The organism is Mesobacillus sp. (assembly GCF_057785455.1).
Map to the genome: position 1 here is coordinate 81,607 of NZ_JBYNSB010000023.1, position 16,554 is coordinate 98,160.

A 16,554-nucleotide genomic window follows, 5' to 3' on the forward strand; every position below is an offset into this window, starting at 1 on the left:
TTGGGACTATTTTTACCATAAAAAGCAACCGACAAGATCGATTATTGATAACAACTAGATTCAGTTGATAAAAGGAGCGTCTGTATGGGGATTTTAACGAAAATTTTCGACCAGAATAAACGCGATATTAAAAGGCTTACGAAGATGGCGGATCAAATCGATTCGCTTGCACCTGATATTGAAAGACTTTCGGACGAGCAGTTAAGGGAGAAAACGGCTGAGTTCAAGGAGCGCTACCAAAAAGGCGAGTCTGCTGATGACATCCTGTTTGAAGCATTTGCGGTCGTGCGCGAAGCGGCGAAGCGCGTGCTTGGCATGTACCCGTATAAGGTTCAGCTGATGGGTGGTATTGCCCTGCATGAAGGGAATATCTCCGAGATGAAAACCGGTGAAGGTAAAACGCTGACAGCGACGATGCCGGTTTACCTGAATGCGATCACTGGCAAGGGTGTTCACGTTATCACGGTCAACGAATACCTGGCTAGCCGTGACGCCACGGAAATGGGCCAGCTGTATGAGTTCCTTGGCCTGACTGTCGGATTGAACTTGAACAGCATGACGAAGGAAGAAAAGCAGGAAGCGTACCGTGCCGATATCACATACGGTACGAACAATGAGTTTGGCTTTGACTATCTGCGTGACAACATGGTGCTTTACATGGATCAGAAGGTTCAGCGTCCGCTGCACTTCTGCGTCATTGACGAAGTTGACTCTATTTTGATCGATGAAGCGCGTACGCCGCTGATCATTTCCGGCTCTGCGCAAAAATCTGCCGCATTGTATATCCAGGCGAATGCTTTCGTGCGCACGCTTAAGCGTGAAGAGGATTACACATATGATGAAAAAACGAAGGGTGTCCAGCTGACGGAGGAAGGGATCACGAAGTCAGAGCGCGCCTTCGGGATCGAGAACCTTTTTGACATCAAGCATGTGACATTGCTTCACCATATCAACCAGGCGTTAAAAGCACAGGCGAGCATGCATCGCGATGTTGATTATGTCGTCCAGGACGGCGAGATTGTCATCGTCGACCAGTTCACTGGCCGTTTGATGAAGGGCCGCCGCTACAGTGAAGGTCTGCACCAGGCGATTGAGGCAAAAGAAGGTCTTGATATCCAGAACGAAAGCATGACGCTTGCGACGATCACATTCCAGAACTACTTCCGTATGTACGAGAAGCTTTCCGGTATGACCGGTACAGCGAAGACTGAGGAAGAGGAATTCCGCAACATTTACAATATGAACGTTGTTAGCATTCCAACAAACCGTCCGATTGCCCGTGACGACCGTCCGGATTTGATTTACGCATCGATGCAAGGGAAGTTCAAGGCGGTTGCCGAGGACATTGCTGAGCGCCACCATAAGGGACAGCCAGTTCTAGTTGGTACTGTTGCAATCGAAACCTCCGAGCTGATCTCAAATTACTTGACGAAAAAAGGCATCAAGCATAATGTCCTGAACGCGAAAAACCATGAACGTGAAGCGGAAATCATCGCTGAAGCTGGTCATCAGGGCGCTGTAACGATCGCCACAAACATGGCCGGACGTGGTACGGACATCAAGCTGGGCGAAGGCGTCCAGGAGCTTGGCGGCCTTGCTGTTATCGGTACAGAGCGACATGAGAGCCGCCGTATCGATAACCAGCTGCGCGGACGTTCCGGACGTCAGGGAGATCCTGGTGTGACGCAGTTCTATCTTTCTATGGAAGATGAACTGATGCGCCGCTTCGGTTCTGACAATATGAAATCGATGATGGAGCGTCTTGGCATGGATGACAGCCAGCCAATCCAGAGTAAAATGGTTTCGAGGGCGGTTGAATCGGCACAGAAGCGTGTTGAAGGCAATAACTTCGATGCCCGTAAGCAATTGCTTCAGTACGATGATGTATTGCGCCAGCAGCGTGAAATCATCTACAAGCAGCGCGACGAGGTACTCGAATCCGATAACCTGCGCAGCATCGTTGAAACGATGATCAAGTCTTCCCTTGAGCGCAATGTCGCTGCCCATACGCCAGCAGGCGAGGATATGGAAAAATGGGAGCTTGACAGCATCATTGATTACGTGAACGGCAACCTGCTTCACGAAGGAGACATCACAGTCGAAGACCTTCGCGGCAAAGAGCAAGATGAGATTGTGGAAACAATCCTTGCGAAAGTCAAAGAGCGTTATGATGAAAAAGAAAGCCAGTTGACTGACGAGCAAATGCGTGAGTTCGAAAAAGTCATCGTGCTTCGTTCCGTTGACTCGAAGTGGATGGACCACATCGACCAGATGGATCAGCTTCGCCAGGGTATCCACCTCCGTGCATACGGACAGATCGACCCGCTGCGCGAATACCAGCATGAAGGCCTCGCGATGTTCGAGAACATGATTCTCTCCATCGAAGAAGACGTAGCGAAATACATCATGAAGGCCGAAATCAGAAGCAACCTCGAGCGTGAAGAAGTTGCCAAAGGCCATGCCGTGAATCCAAAAGAAGACGAAGGCGGCAAAGTAAAGAAAAAGCCAGTCACCAAAACAATGGACGTAGGCCGCAACGACCCATGCATCTGCGGCAACGGCAAGAAATACAAGAACTGCTGCGGTAAGGCAGAGTAATAGATAGGGTAGGGCGGCGCGACGTGGCGCTTTACCACACTAACGCACCGGGGGTCAGACCCCCGGCAGTTTAAAGCGTTAAAGCGGTGGGGGTCAGACCCCCGGTGCTTTAAAGGATTGAAGCCGGCGGACTTTCCGCTGGTTTTCTTTTTTTGGTGCCAGGTGTGAAATAATTCTCCAAAGAAGATATAATAGTAAATAACTTTTCTATGAGGTGAACGAAATGGAATTAGCGGATATCAGGAATGAGCTTGAGAAAACAGCTAAGAAATTAGCGGACTTTAGGGGGTCTCTTTGACCTCGAAAACAAGGAAGCTCGTATAGCTGAGCTTGATGACATGATGCTTGCCCCGGATTTCTGGGATGACCAGCAGAAGGCACAGGTTGTCATCAACGAGGCAAATGGGCTGAAGGAACAGGTCAATGTGTTTTATGAGCTGAATGAGACGTATGAGAATCTCGATCTGACTCATGAGCTTGTAAAGGAAGAGAACGACGCTGAGCTACAGGAGGAGCTTGAGAAGGAGCTGAAAGAATTCGTTGAACGCATGAATGAATTTGAGCTCCAGCTTCTTCTGAGTGAAGAGTATGATAAAAACAATGCCATCCTTGAATTGCATCCTGGTGCTGGCGGAACGGAATCACAGGACTGGGGCTCCATGCTCCTTAGGATGTATACACGCTGGGCTGAAAAGCGCGGCTTCAAAGTTGAGACGCTTGATTATCTGCCTGGAGATGAGGCTGGAATCAAGAGTGTCACGCTCGCGATCAAAGGCCACAACGCTTACGGATATTTGAAGGCTGAAAAAGGGGTACACCGTCTGGTGCGTATTTCGCCATTTGACTCTTCAGGCCGCCGCCATACTTCATTCGTATCGTGCGAAGTAATGCCGGAGTTCAACAATGAAATTGAAATCGATATCCGTACTGAAGATCTGAAAATTGATACGTACCGTGCGAGCGGTGCCGGCGGCCAGCACATCAATACGACTGACTCAGCCGTCCGTATCACGCACATCCCAACAGGTATCGTAGTTTCCTCCCAGGCGGAGCGTTCACAGATCAAAAACCGAGAAACATCAATGAAGATGCTGAAGGCAAAGCTTTACCAGCGCGAAATTGAGATGCAGCAGGCTGAATTGGACGAAATCCGTGGTGAGCAAAAGGAAATTGGCTGGGGAAGCCAAATCCGTTCTTACGTCTTTCATCCTTATTCAATGGTCAAGGACCACCGTACCGGCGCCGAATCCGGTAACGTCCAGGCTGTAATGGATGGGGATATTGATATGTTTATTGATGCTTATTTGAGGTCTAAGTTGAGTTTAGGTGAGTAAATTGGAGTCCCCCGCCGGGTTGGCGGGGGATTTTTTGCGCGGTAATATAAAATTCAAGCAGTCACTTTTATTCTCCGTCGATAATTTGCCCATTTCGACCATAGACTGTCATCTTAACTGGCAGTTTAACCTTATCTTTTTTGACCGTGGCATACCAAACCCACAAATTATCGCTAACGTAAAACCTGTTTGGCTGTATATTGCCTTCAGAGTTTATTACGATTGTCTTCGCTTCATCTTCAGCAAATCCGTAGATCATAGATAAATCCTGTTGCACTTTGTTATCCACACGCCAATCTATAGGTCCTCTCTCCGCTTTCTCTTCCTTAAACTCCTGGAAATCCATAATCGGATAAATGAACTTTTGGAAATCTGTAAATTTTTTATTGGTAAGTATCGGGATAATTCCCACACTGCTCTCGGCAAAAACTAAGTTTGAGTCTGCATCATACAAAAGAATCCTCTTGCAATCCCCAAATTTGGCTGTAACTTGATCACAGATTACTTTTTCCAAAGATGTACCAGGAATCTCCGGATTGGTAGTTTTATTAGAAGATGATGCAAAATAATAAATCGATAAAATTAAACCTAAACAGAGTAGCGCTAATAAGATCTTTTTATCCACCATAATCGCTCCCAAAATATAAGAAGATAAATCTATTATATATGCCAGATCCCATTTGGATATTAAAAAAAGCGGCCCTCTCAAGGACCGCTTTCCAGTTAGATCAGATAAACAAATTCAACCCAGAATCCTCAGCATCGCCAAGATAAGCAGCAACCCCGCCGATCTCAACTCCGTCAATGAGTTCTTCCTTCTTGATGCCCATGATATCCATGCTCATGCCGCAGGCTACTAGCTTTACGCCGGCTTCCATGGCGTTCTTCATCAAAGTTTCGAGGCTGTCGACGTTTTTGTTGGCCATGACGGTTTTGATCATCTTGGCGCCCATGCCGCCCATGTTCATTTTGGAAAGCGGCAGGTCGTTTGCGCCTTTTGGCATCATCATGCTGAACATTTTCGCCATCATGTCTTTCTCGGTTGACGGTGCGTCGTTGCGCTTCAGGATGTTCAGTCCCCAGAAGGTGAAGAACAAGGTTACCTCTTTGCCCATTGCCGCAGCGCCGGACGCGATGATGAAGGTAGCGATTGCTTTATCAAGGTCGCCGCTGAAGACGACCATCGTCGCGCCATTTTTAGCAGGGACTCCGACAGGAACTTCAGCCGGAGCAGCAACTGCATTCACAGGTACCACCACATTCCCTTTCATGATCTGGGCCTTGAACTTCTTATCCTCAAACTTGTTGCTGACAAGTTTGTTGCCTGTCTTCTCGCACCATGCCTTGATATCCTTGGCAAAGCCTGGGTCAGTAGCGTGAACCTCAAGCACTTCGCCATCCTTCATGTCACCAATCGTTTTATACACCTTCATGATTGGGCCAGGGCAAGACAGCCCGCAAGCATCCAATGTTGTTTTTACAGCGGGCTGAACAGCAACAGGAACGGGAGCCACCGGCACAACTGGAGTCTCCGCAATAGCTGCCCCTACGCTAGCCTCCCCAGCCCCAGCAGCAATCTCCTCCATCGCATGATTTCGCTGAGCGACGCCATTATCACTGATCGGCGTTCCGCAGTTCTCGCTCGCATCCGGCTCGTATACACAAGAGTATGTCTTATAGCCGCCATCCAGATTGCGGACCTTGAAGCCAGCCTGCATCAGGATGCGTGTAGCAAGATAGCCGCGAAGGCCGACCTGGCAGTACACGTAGATGTTTTGTCCGCGAGGGATTTCATCCAGGCGTTCACGAAGCTCGCCAAGCGGAATGTTGACAGAGCCTTCGATCATGCCCATGTCGCGCTCGATTGGTTCACGGACATCGATCAGGTAGCCGCCGTTTGCGAGGATGTCATTGATTTCATGCCACTGTACTGTTTCCACAAGGCCTTCGGCAATATTTTTAGCTGCATAGCCTGCCATATTGACTGGATCTTTTGCAGAAGAATATGGAGGTGCATAGGCAAGCTCAAGATCTGGCAAGTCAAAAATGGTCATTCCGCCCTTGATTGCGGTAGCAAGTACGTCGATGCGCTTGTCAGCTCCATCGTAAGACACAGCCTGCGCACCGAAGATTTTACCTGTCCCGCGGTCAAAGATTAATTTTAGCGCAATTGGGAAGGCGCCAGGATAGTAGCCGGCGTGAGAGCTTGGGTGCACGTGCACGACATCATACGTGATGCCAAGTCGCTTCAATGTCTTTTCGTTGTTGCCTGTTGCGGCGACAGTCATATCAAACACCTTTGCGATTGATGTTCCAAGGGTCCCTTGATATTTTGAGTCAATGCCATTGATATGGTCAGCGACGATGCGTCCCTGGCGGTTAGCCGGCCATGCAAGCGGAATATGTGTAGCCTGGCCGTTGATGTAGTCCTTCACTTCAATGGCATCCCCGATTGCGTAAATGTTTTCATCTGCAGTCTGCAGGCGTTCGTTCACGCGGATTGCGCCTCGAAGACCCAATTCCAGCCCTGCTTCCTTAGCCAGTTTATTTTCCGGAGCGACACCGATAGCAAGGATCACCAAATCTGTCTCGATCTGCTTGCCGCTGTTCAGGTTGATCAGCCTGCCGTTTTGTTCAAAGGATTTCACTCCGTCTTCGAGAACCAGGTTGACGCCTTTTTCGCGCAGGTGCTGATGTAAAATAGAAGCCATTTCAAAGTCGATCGGCGCCATGATCTGGTCAGCCATTTCGACGAGCGTTACATCAACTCCGCGCTCCCAAAGGTTTTCTGCCATCTCGACACCAATGAAACCGCCGCCGATGACAGTAGCTTTTCGTGGTTTTTGCTCATCTACATAAGCTTTAATTTTGTCTGTGTCAGGGATGTTTCGCAATGTGAAAAGTGCATCGGCCTCATTGATTCCAGGAATAGGAGGCTTGATTGGGCTTGCTCCTGGTGATAAAACCAAGACATCATAACTTTCTTCATAAGTTTCGCCTGTTTTCAGGTTCTTGATTTCAACCACCTTGCGTTCGCGGTCAATGCGTGACACTTCGCTCAGGTTGCGGATGTCCATATTGAATTTTTTAGACATGCCTTCAACAGTCTGCACGAGCAATGCATCACGTTCCTGAATCGCTCCGCCGATATAATATGGAAGTCCGCAGTTTGCGAAAGAAATATATTCACCGCGTTCAATCATCACGATTTCTGTCTGTTCATCTAATCTTCTTAAACGGGCTGCCGTTGTCGCGCCGCCTGCAACTCCGCCAACGATTACTACTTTTTTAGCCATTATGATTACCCTCTTTCTTTAAAATTGATCTATTTAAGTTTTTAAGTTGTTTTAAAAAATTGCTCTGTATTTCAGTCTGGCCAGATGCTGTAATACGGTATGGAAATGAATACGGTTTTTGTTTTACAGGAAAGACTAATCATGTGATCGCCTCCATACGTGAAATATATCACAAAGTACAGTAAGGGGTAAGGGTATTTGGAGAAACGTCAAAAATTGTTCATAATTTCACAAACTCACGCAAAAATTTATTAAAATATCACATGTTTTATCACTTTAACACGTTACACCATTAGCATTTACAGCTTTTTCGACACGTGCTATACTCACTGACGGCATATGGTGACTCTTCCAGTTCAGGATTATTTTTGCTTGTGAAAAAATGTCCTCATTTTATATTTAAATAGGCTTTTTCGCAAAGATTGTTGCTTTCACCAATGTTGAATTGAGATCCTGTTGCTCTTCGTTCCAGGCGCGCAGACTCCTTCGGGATGAAGCGGGACAGGTGAGACCCCGGAAGAAATGATCCCAAAAGAAGGGATCATTTTTCCCCGCAGGAGCAAAGCGACGAGGAGGCAACCGCACGCCCCGAGGAAAGCGAAGCGCCTGGAACGGAAATCAACAGCCTTTTATTGCAAAGCGTCCTTTAATAAACCATTTTGAAGAATTTCAAAAGCCTATAGAATAGCAACAAAGTATTAGAAAAGAGCCTTTAAAAAAGACAATCTGAGATTTTCAAAAAGGGGATAGGAAGTTGAAAAAGAGACGGAGTCATACAATGAATCCAGCCTTGGAAAAGGTATTCGAATATGTAAATGTATTGATTGGTTCAGCAATCGTAGCGATATCCTTTAATGTTTTCCTGCTGCCAAATCGGGTCGCTTCCGGCGGGGTGAGCGGGATCAGTACGATTCTGGATGCGACGTTAGGCTGGGAGCCAGCTTATGTGCAATGGGCGTTCAACATCCCCTTGTTCATCGCCGGGGTTGTTTTACTGGGCCGGCAATTTGGGTATAAAACCCTTGCGGGGACGATCTTCCTGCCATTTGTCGTATTTTTGACGAATGAATGGAGTCCGTGGACGATGGATCCTCTGCTTGGATCGTTATTCGGCGGCATTGGAGTTGGTTTGGGACTAGGCATTTTTTTTAGGGGAAATGCTTCTACTGGCGGAACGGATTTGGCCGCACAGATTATCCATAAGTACACTGGACTGCCGCTCGGCACCTGTGTCGCACTGATCGACGGCATGATCGTTCTGTCTGCAGCGATTGTGTTTGATATCGAACGCGGCTTATATGCGCTTATTGGGCTTTATGTGACGAGTAAAACAATCGACCTGGTGCAGGTTGGAATTGGGCGGTCCAAGATGGCGATGGTCATCACCAACCGCCAGGAAGAAGTTCGTGAAGCAATTTTGAATAAAATCGACCGTGGAGTGACAAAACTATCAGCATACGGCGGCTATACGGATCAGGAACGGCCAATCATCATGTGCGTGGTCGATCAAACAGAGTTCACCAAATTGAAACAATTGGTCCAATCCATTGACCCTGCTGCATTTGTCATTGTTATGGATGCTTCAGAGGTATTGGGCGAGGGTTTTAAACGGGCATGACATTGGTATAAAATAGCTGTGTATGTAAAATTTTCTTAGGGGGAGTTATGGTGAAGAAGAAATTATTGGCTCTATTAATGGGAACTTCCTTAGCACTGGCAGCCTGCGGCGGTGGCGGCGGAGATGAAGCTGGCGGCGACAAGGCTGGTGCAGATCCAGAAAAGCTATTCAATCAAAAATGCTCAAGCTGCCACGGCGGCAATCTTGAAGGCGGAGTTGGGCCTAAGCTTAGCGACGTAGGATCACGCCTATCTCAAGAAGAAATCGAAAGCACAATCGCAAACGGCAAAGGCTCCATGCCTCCAAAGCTGCTTGAAGGCGACGACGCAAAAGCTGTAGCAGAGTGGCTCGCGAACAAGAAGTAATCAAAACCAAAGTACGGCAAAGCAAAACGTCCTGAACCTCTCAGGACGTTTTTAATTTAACCAGGCACTTTAGCACTTTAAAGGACCGGGGGTCTGACCCCCGGTCCTTTAAAGTGCTAAAGCCATCCATCCATCCATCCATCTCGTCTCTTCCCGCCAGACCCATTTCCACCCCCTAAAAAAGTTCACATTTCTTCCATAACATAATTTGTCAAACGGTCGTTATACTTTTGAAATATTACTGAAGATTTCACTTATTCCCTCATGCTGGAAAGGCGGCAAAATACGCGGTTTCTAGCTAAATTTCTCTATAAGTTGCTTGTAAAATTCCTAGTTTAATATAGAATATTAGGAAGTAAATGGTTAAAAATTCCCGTTTTGAAAAGAAACTGTAATATAGAAAAGGGTTTTTTTGAGATAGATAGATGCTATAATAGGTTTGTTACAAATTGTCGAGTTTTAGGGGATTTATAAGACAAACAGTCTAAGGTGATACAGAAATGATAGATATGCAAGATGTGTATAAAACATACTCGAACTGTGTTACAGCCGCTAACGGGATAAATGTTCATATAGATCCAGGTGAATTTTTATACGTAGTAGGACCCAGCGGAGCTGGTAAATCTACTTTTATAAAGATGATGTATCGTGAAGTGAAGCCAACTAAAGGCAGCATTACAATCAATGGTGTGAATCTTGCCAAGCTGAAGGCGAGCAAGGTTCCTTTACTGCGCCGCAACATCGGGGTCGTCTTCCAGGACTTCAAGCTGCTGCAGACTCTTTCAGTCTATGAAAATGTGGCATTCGCTATGGAAGTAATCGAGGAACAGCCTCAGTACATCAAGAAACGTGTCATGGAGACATTGGAGCTCGTCGGGCTTAAGCATAAAGCAAGAGCGCTTCCGAATGAACTGTCGGGCGGGGAGCAGCAGCGTGTTGCCATCGCTCGTTCAATAGTGAACGCACCGAAAGTCGTCATCGCGGATGAGCCTACTGGTAACCTTGACCCTGAAACATCATGGGAGATTATGAACATCTTTGAAGAAATCAACTTAAGGGGAACAACCATTGTAATGGCAACCCACAACAAAGAAATCGTCAACACCATCAAGCACCGTGTCATTGCAATTGAAAACGGCAGGATCGTGCGTGACGAAATGAAAGGTGAATACGGATATGAAAGCTAGAACCTTCCGCCGCCATGTCCGTGAAAGCTTCAAAAGTCTTGGCCGAAATGGCTGGATGACATTTGCATCCGTAAGTGCCGTAACGGTCACCTTGCTTTTGGTCGGTGTCTTTTTCGTCATTATGATGAATCTGAATAAAGTGGCATCCACTATCGAAGAGGATGTTGAAATCCGCGTACACGTGGATGTGGCAGCGAACGACAAAGATAAAGCGGTATTGGAACAGAAAATCAAACAAGTTCCCGGGATCAAAGATATAGCTTATTCTCCTAAGGAAAAAGAACTCGAAAGGCTGATAGATAGCATGGGTGACGAAGGAGAAGCCTATAAGCTTTTTGAACAAGACAACCCTTTAAATGACGTGTTCGTCGTAAAGACGAAAAATCCTACCGATACAATGAAAGTAGCTAAGAAGATTGAACCCCTTGAATACGTTGCTTCGGTTAAATACGGACAGGGCAAGGTCGAACAGCTATTCAGTTTTATAAAAATCAGCCGGAACGTCGGCCTTGTGCTGATTGTCGGATTGCTGTTCACAGCAATGTTCCTGATATCAAACACGATTAAAATCACGATTATGGCCCGCAGGCGCGAAATTGAAATCATGAAGCTTGTCGGGGCAACAAATAACTTTATCAGATGGCCTTTCTTCCTTGAGGGATTATGGCTTGGAATTCTCGGAGCAGTCATCCCGATTGCGGTCGTATCCAGTGCCTACTACTATGCATACGATTTCCTCAACGAGAAACTGAAGGACCATTTCATTAGATTGCTTGAATTCAACCCGTTTGTTTATCAATTATCAGCGATCCTGATCATCATGGGCGCTGCGATTGGAATCTGGGGAAGTCTCATGTCCGTCCGCAAGTTCTTGAAAGTGTAACCAGCAATCTAGCAAACACTTAAAAACCAATAGACGATCGATAGAAAGACAGAGAAGTTACGAAACTATCAAAAGTATGAGAGGGGTATAGTTCTAGTGAAAAAACAGATACTCTCACTAGCAGTAGTCAGTACTTTAAGCCTGGGTGCCTTCGTTAGCCCATTTACAGTGAATACCGCAACAGCAGCAAGCATTTCTGATTTGAAGGCACAAAGAGACCAGATCGAGAGCAAGCGCTCCGGTGTCAATAGCCAGATCAAACAAAAGACAAACAAGATCGGTGAACTGCAAAGTGAGCAGGACCAGATCGAAACCCAAGTGGAAAAACTGGACTTGGCAGTTGAAGATGCACAAAACAAAATCGCTTCGAAGAATGCCGAAATTGAGACGACGAATCAAGAAATCGTTCAATTAAGAGGTGAAATCAAGGTCCTTGAAGAGCGCATTGCAAAGCGCAATGAATTGCTTAAGGACCGCGCCCGTTCGCTGCAGCTCAGCGGCGGAACTGTTAGCTATATGGATGTCCTTCTTGGGGCTCAGAGCTTCGGCGACTTTATCGACCGTGTCAGTGCAGTGACAACAATTGTACAAGCTGATAAAGATATTATCACACAGCATGAAAAAGATAAAAAAGATCTTGAAACAAAGCAGCAGCAGGTTGAATCGAAGCTTGCACTGCTTCAGCGTATGAAGCAGGATTTGGTCGGGCTTAAAGATAGCCTGAACGCGAAAATCCGTGAAAAGAATAAGCTGATGGCACAGCTTAAGCATGAAGAGCATCAGCTGCACAAAGAAAATCTAAAGCTTGAGGAACAAAACGAAATCCTTGCAGCCCAGGGTTCCGCAATCCAGAAAGCGATCGAGCTTGAACAAAAGCGCCAGGCTGAACTAGCTGCTGCACGTGCAAAAGCGGCAGAAGAGGCAAGACAGCGCGCTGCTCAGCAGGCTGCTGCACAAAAGGCCAAAAGGAACAGCGGCGGCGGAAGCTCGGCTCCTGCAGTAGAGCAATCTGCTCCACCAGTATCTAGCGGCAACTTCATGTGGCCTGCTAACGGAAGGCTTACTTCAGGTATTGGACAGCGTTGGGGCGACTTCCATGCTGGAATCGACATCGCCAATAAAGCAAGCGGCGTGCCAATCGTTGCTGCCGCCGTCGGCGTCGTCATCCGTTCTTACTATTCATCAAGCTACGGGAACGCAGTCTTCATTGCACACTCAATCAACGGACAGGTTTATACAACGGTTTACGCTCATATGAACAGCCGCAATGTAAGCAGCGGTGAAGTCGTATCAAAAGGCAAGCAAATCGGCATCATGGGCAACACAGGCCAATCATTCGGCCAGCACTTGCACTTTGAAGTACATAGAGGCGAATGGAATGCTTCTAAGTCAAATGCAATTGACCCGCTTAGCGTTTTACCATAAACATCAATCGGAAGAGACTATGTCTCTTCCTTTTTTATTTTCCCGCTGAACGAACTAGGAAACTTGTAAATTATCCCTCTAAGCCGCTGTTTGAAAAATTAATGATCCCCCTGAACCCCTGCATAAAAAATTTATCATCCCTCCGTCTAAGCCCCAGCAAAAAATTAATCATCTCCCTTTAAGCCCCTGCTAGAAAAATTAATCCTTCATACCCTGTCCACCTCCGTCATATAATGGAAAGCAGATTACTAGAAAAATTTACGGCAGTGGAGCATGTTGCGGTAAACAGAGAGGAGCATGGCAATGGAACGGAAGTGGATTGCCTTTTTAATGGCGGGATCGCTGCTTACAGGTGCTGGAAGTACATATGCCGGCATGAAGTGGTACGGAAGCAATGCAGGCGTCCTGGAACGCCAGCTTGTGCCGCAGGCCGATACCGCAGTCCGGGCAAGCAATCCTGACAGTCTGGAAAAAGTGGAACAGGCATACAGCTTGATTTTTAACAGTTATGTAGAAAAGGTCGAGGAAAAAAAGCTCGTTGAAGGTGCGATCAAGGGGATGCTCTCCACCCTGGATGACCCGTATTCCGTCTATATGGACAAGGAAACCGCCAAACAATTCAACGACACCCTCCAATCCTCGTTTGAAGGAATCGGTGCCGAGGTGAGCACAGTTGACGGCAAAATCATGATTGTCTCGCCATTTAAGAACTCTCCGGCAGAAAAAGCAGGTTTGAAGCCGAATGACCAGATCCTTAAGGTGGATGGGGAAAGCATTGAGGGGCTCGATCTCTATGAGGCGACCCTAAAAATCCGCGGCAAAAAGGGAACGGCCGTCGAGCTCGAAATCGAACGGAAGGGCCTGAAGGAGCCGCTTAAAGTAAAAGTAGTGCGGGATGAGATTCCGCAAATCACCGTCCATGCTGATATGAAAAAAGTGAATGGCGAAAAGGTTGGGTATTTGGAGATCACTTCTTTTTCCGAGGACACCTCGAAGGAGTTCAAAAAGGAGCTGAAGGCTCTTGAAAAAGAAGGGATGGATTCCCTGCTGATTGATGTGCGCGGAAATCCAGGCGGGCTGCTTTCAAGTGTAGAAGAGATTTTACGCGAATTGATCGCCAAGGATAAGCCGCTCTATCAAATCGAGGAGCGCAGCGGGGAAAAGACACGTTTCTTCTCTGCTTTGGAAAAAGTAAAGGACTACCCGATTGGCGTGCTGACTGACAAAGGCAGCGCATCAGCATCGGAAATCCTTGCGGGGGCGTTAAAGGAAGCAGGCGGATATCCGATCATTGGCGAGAAAACCTTCGGCAAGGGCACTGTCCAGCAGGCAGTACCGATGGGCGATGGTAGCAATATCAAGCTGACCTTGTTCAAGTGGCTGACTCCAGATGGAAATTGGATTCATAAAAAAGGGGTCGAGCCAACCGTAGAGGTCAGCCAGCCGGCTATTTTTGACACGCATCCAATCCAGGCCGAAAAACCGCTGAAGCTCGATATGAACAATGAACAGGTGAAAAATGCACAGGAAATCCTTGCAGGCATCGGTTTTGAACCAGGCCGCACGGATGGATACTTTAACGAGGCAACCGAAACGGCAGTTAAAGCGTTCCAGCGAAAAAATGGCATGAAGGTTACCGGCGTGATTAACGCGAAGACGGCAGCTGCCCTTGAGGATGCAGCACGAGCTGAAATGAAGAAGCAAGAAAATGATATCCAGCTGCAGACTGCTTTGAGGCTGATGGCTAGATAAAACAAGAAGGACTTCAATAGCGATTGAAGTCCTTCTTTCATTCTCTAAGACTATTAATAATAGTAGGCTAGGCTGCCATCTGCCTTGATGATAAAATACTGACTTGAACGATATGTGGTGTTCCCGACATTATAAATATATAGAAGTGAGTATTTTCCTGGTTTTAAACTGGAAACATCAGTCTTTAATTCGGCAGTATTCCATGTGGTATGCCCATCATTCGTTGTCGTACTATACTTAACAATGTTCGTCCCTTTCATTTTTATTGTTCCATGCTCATTTTTTATATACCAAAGTGAAGTCCTTTCCTTATGGTCAATGGAATGGCTGGTTGAAAAACTTGTGCCGTGAGCTAAAGTCTTACTGTTGATAATCTTAAGCCAGTTTTGGAAAGAATGCATAGCCGCTGATGCCTCCTGTGTTAAAACCGGCAGCCCGGTCAGCGGACCAGCTGCAATGCCGCCTATAGCAATTACACTTGCTAAAACCATTTTTCCACTGAAGCTTCTTAATCTTAATAAGTCCATTAAGTCGTTCACTCCTTTACAGTTATAAAAATACCGGACATTTCTTCCTCAACCCATTTATACTATATAATCCAATCAGAAGATATGGCTTATGGTAAAAATGGTAATATATTACCATCATCTGGAAGCAGAAAAAAATCCCAGACAGATTCCAAAACTATTAATAGGTTTTAATGTTCAGATTTGATAGAATAAGCTTAATATCATACTAATTTATTGAGGACGCAAAGGCTGGTGACATAGGGGTGGCTCAAGATTGGATCATCGAACTGCTAAAAGGGACGGGTAAGCTTCTGCTTCACCCTGTGTTTTATCTATCAATTATTGTTGCAGCGGTACTTGGCGTATCGAGAGTGAAACGCGAACGGAAAAATTTCACGGTGCGCGCGATGGATGCATATTTTGAACTCAGGCAGCTGTTGCCGCTCGGGCTGCTGCTTGGGCTGATCATCTCGGTGATAACGATTGCCATGGGTTTAACTATACCGCTGGCAGCTGTTATTATGACTGCAGCCATCACGCTCCTGCTCGGGCTGACAACGAGCATCAGGCTGCTGGCACCTGCCTATACAGTAGGAGCGGCATTTTTTGCGCTGATTTTTCTATCCGGCAAAAAAATCAGCCTGCCTTTTCTGGAGGATGCTTTTGCAGGGCTTAACGAGAAAATCTATCCTTCCATAGCGATTCTGTTGGCGTTATTGGTCATCGGGGAAGGGATTCTGATTTTAAAGAACGGATCAAAGGGGACATCTCCTAAGCTGGTCAAGAGCAAGCGCGGGCAAACGGTTGGGGTCCATGAGGTAAAACGGCTCTGGCTGCTGCCGGCATTCCTGCTTGTACCGGGTAATGTGCTGACGCTGCCGTTTGAATGGTGGCCGGTGTTTGCAATTGGCGACAATACATATAGCTTGATTCTCGTTCCGTTTGCAATCGGGATGCATCAGCAAATCCAGGGAATGCTGCCAGCCGAAGCGGTACAGCAATTGGGCAGCAGGGTAATCGGCCTTGGAATCGCGGTTGCACTTATCGCCGCAGCGGGATACTGGTATCCGATTGCTTCAATCGCTGCGGCTGCAGTGGCGATCATCGGACGGGAAATTTTGACATTAGCGCAGAAGATTCAAGAGGACAACAGGCCATTCTATTTTTCTAAGAAAAATCACGGAGTCATGATTCTCGGAATTCTGCCGGGATCACCTGCCGATAAAATGGCCCTTGGCGTAGGAGAGCTCGTCACAAAAGTGAATGGATCTGCGGTTCATGATGAAAAGACATTCTATGAAGCATTATCCCGGAATCGCGCCCACTGCAAGCTCGAAGTCCTGGACACAAACGGGCAAATCCGGTTCGTTCAGCGTGCCCTTTATGAAGGCGATCACCACGAGCTCGGGATCCTGTTTGTTCAGGATGAGAAGAAGTGGGGAAGTACAGCGGTTTAATGTAATTTTTTATTAACTTCCGGAATAGTATCTTAATTCACCGGAATGGATTTCAAAATTACTCGGAACACTTTTCTCAATTTAATGGAATACTTCCATAATTTTAGGAATATTTTATTGTACTTAAAAT

General features: G+C 46.7%; 12 protein-coding genes. 9 read left to right on the forward strand and 3 right to left on the reverse strand.

Going from position 1 to position 16,554, the window contains the following annotated elements:
- Positions 1-84: 84 nt before the first annotated feature.
- Together secA and prfB are read left to right on the forward strand one after the other, a co-directional pair.
- Positions 85-2,598: a preprotein translocase subunit SecA gene (gene secA, locus AC3EBE_RS08530; protein WP_488594593.1), complete on the forward strand. Its 2,514-nt coding sequence runs from the start codon at positions 85-87 to the stop codon at positions 2,596-2,598.
- Between the two features lie 223 nt (positions 2,599-2,821).
- A protein-coding gene (gene prfB / locus AC3EBE_RS08535) for a peptide chain release factor 2 (protein WP_488594594.1) occupies positions 2,822-3,932 on the forward strand; the annotation gives its coding sequence in 2 pieces (ribosomal slippage) (positions 2,822-2,893 and positions 2,895-3,932; 1,110 coding nt in all).
- A gap of 67 nt (positions 3,933-3,999) precedes the next feature.
- Here the strand turns inward: prfB and AC3EBE_RS08540 are convergent.
- Together AC3EBE_RS08540 and AC3EBE_RS08545 are read right to left on the reverse strand one after the other, a co-directional pair.
- On the reverse strand, positions 4,000-4,560 hold the full coding sequence (locus tag AC3EBE_RS08540) for a hypothetical protein (RefSeq protein WP_488594595.1): 561 nt from the start codon (positions 4,558-4,560) through the stop codon (positions 4,000-4,002).
- Between the two features lie 100 nt (positions 4,561-4,660).
- Entirely contained in the window at positions 4,661-7,228 is a 2,568-nt protein-coding gene (locus tag AC3EBE_RS08545; RefSeq protein ID WP_488594596.1) for a CoA-disulfide reductase, read from the reverse strand.
- Positions 7,229-8,006: 778 nt separating this feature from the next.
- On the opposite strand from AC3EBE_RS08545, the gene AC3EBE_RS08550 reads away from it, so the two are divergent.
- The 6 genes from AC3EBE_RS08550 to AC3EBE_RS08575 all read left to right on the forward strand — a co-directional run bounded on the left by AC3EBE_RS08550 (position 8,007) and on the right by AC3EBE_RS08575 (position 14,458).
- A complete protein-coding gene (locus AC3EBE_RS08550; protein WP_488594719.1) occupies positions 8,007-8,846 on the forward strand; it encodes a YitT family protein in 840 nt (279 codons plus the stop codon).
- Positions 8,847-8,896: 50 nt separating this feature from the next.
- Positions 8,897-9,211 (forward strand): cytochrome c551, encoded by a 315-nt coding sequence (gene cccB, locus AC3EBE_RS08555; RefSeq protein WP_488594720.1) that lies wholly within the window; start codon positions 8,897-8,899, stop codon positions 9,209-9,211.
- Between the two features lie 500 nt (positions 9,212-9,711).
- Positions 9,712-10,398: a cell division ATP-binding protein FtsE gene (ftsE, locus tag AC3EBE_RS08560; RefSeq protein WP_488594597.1), complete on the forward strand. Its 687-nt coding sequence runs from the start codon at positions 9,712-9,714 to the stop codon at positions 10,396-10,398.
- Positions 10,388-11,281, forward strand: a complete 894-nt coding sequence (gene ftsX / locus AC3EBE_RS08565) for a permease-like cell division protein FtsX (protein ID WP_488594598.1) — start codon at positions 10,388-10,390, stop codon at positions 11,279-11,281. The genes ftsE and ftsX overlap by 11 nt, the downstream gene beginning before the upstream one ends.
- 96 nt (positions 11,282-11,377) lie before the next feature.
- Positions 11,378-12,706, forward strand: a complete 1,329-nt coding sequence (locus AC3EBE_RS08570; protein WP_488594599.1) for a murein hydrolase activator EnvC family protein — start codon at positions 11,378-11,380, stop codon at positions 12,704-12,706.
- 303 nt (positions 12,707-13,009) lie between these two features.
- Positions 13,010-14,458, forward strand: coding sequence for a S41 family peptidase (locus AC3EBE_RS08575; protein ID WP_488594600.1), 1,449 nt, complete (start codon positions 13,010-13,012; stop codon positions 14,456-14,458).
- A 53-nt stretch (positions 14,459-14,511) separates the two neighbouring features.
- Here the strand turns inward: AC3EBE_RS08575 and AC3EBE_RS08580 are convergent, their stop codons facing one another.
- The gene (locus AC3EBE_RS08580) at positions 14,512-14,985 is read right to left on the reverse strand and encodes a hypothetical protein (RefSeq protein WP_488594601.1); all 474 of its coding nucleotides are present in this window, start codon (positions 14,983-14,985) and stop codon (positions 14,512-14,514) included.
- A 245-nt stretch (positions 14,986-15,230) separates the two neighbouring features.
- Between AC3EBE_RS08580 and AC3EBE_RS08585 the strand changes: the two genes are divergently transcribed.
- A complete protein-coding gene (locus AC3EBE_RS08585) occupies positions 15,231-16,424 on the forward strand; it encodes a PDZ domain-containing protein (RefSeq protein ID WP_488594602.1) in 1,194 nt (397 codons plus the stop codon).
- Positions 16,425-16,554: the final 130 nt, after the last annotated feature.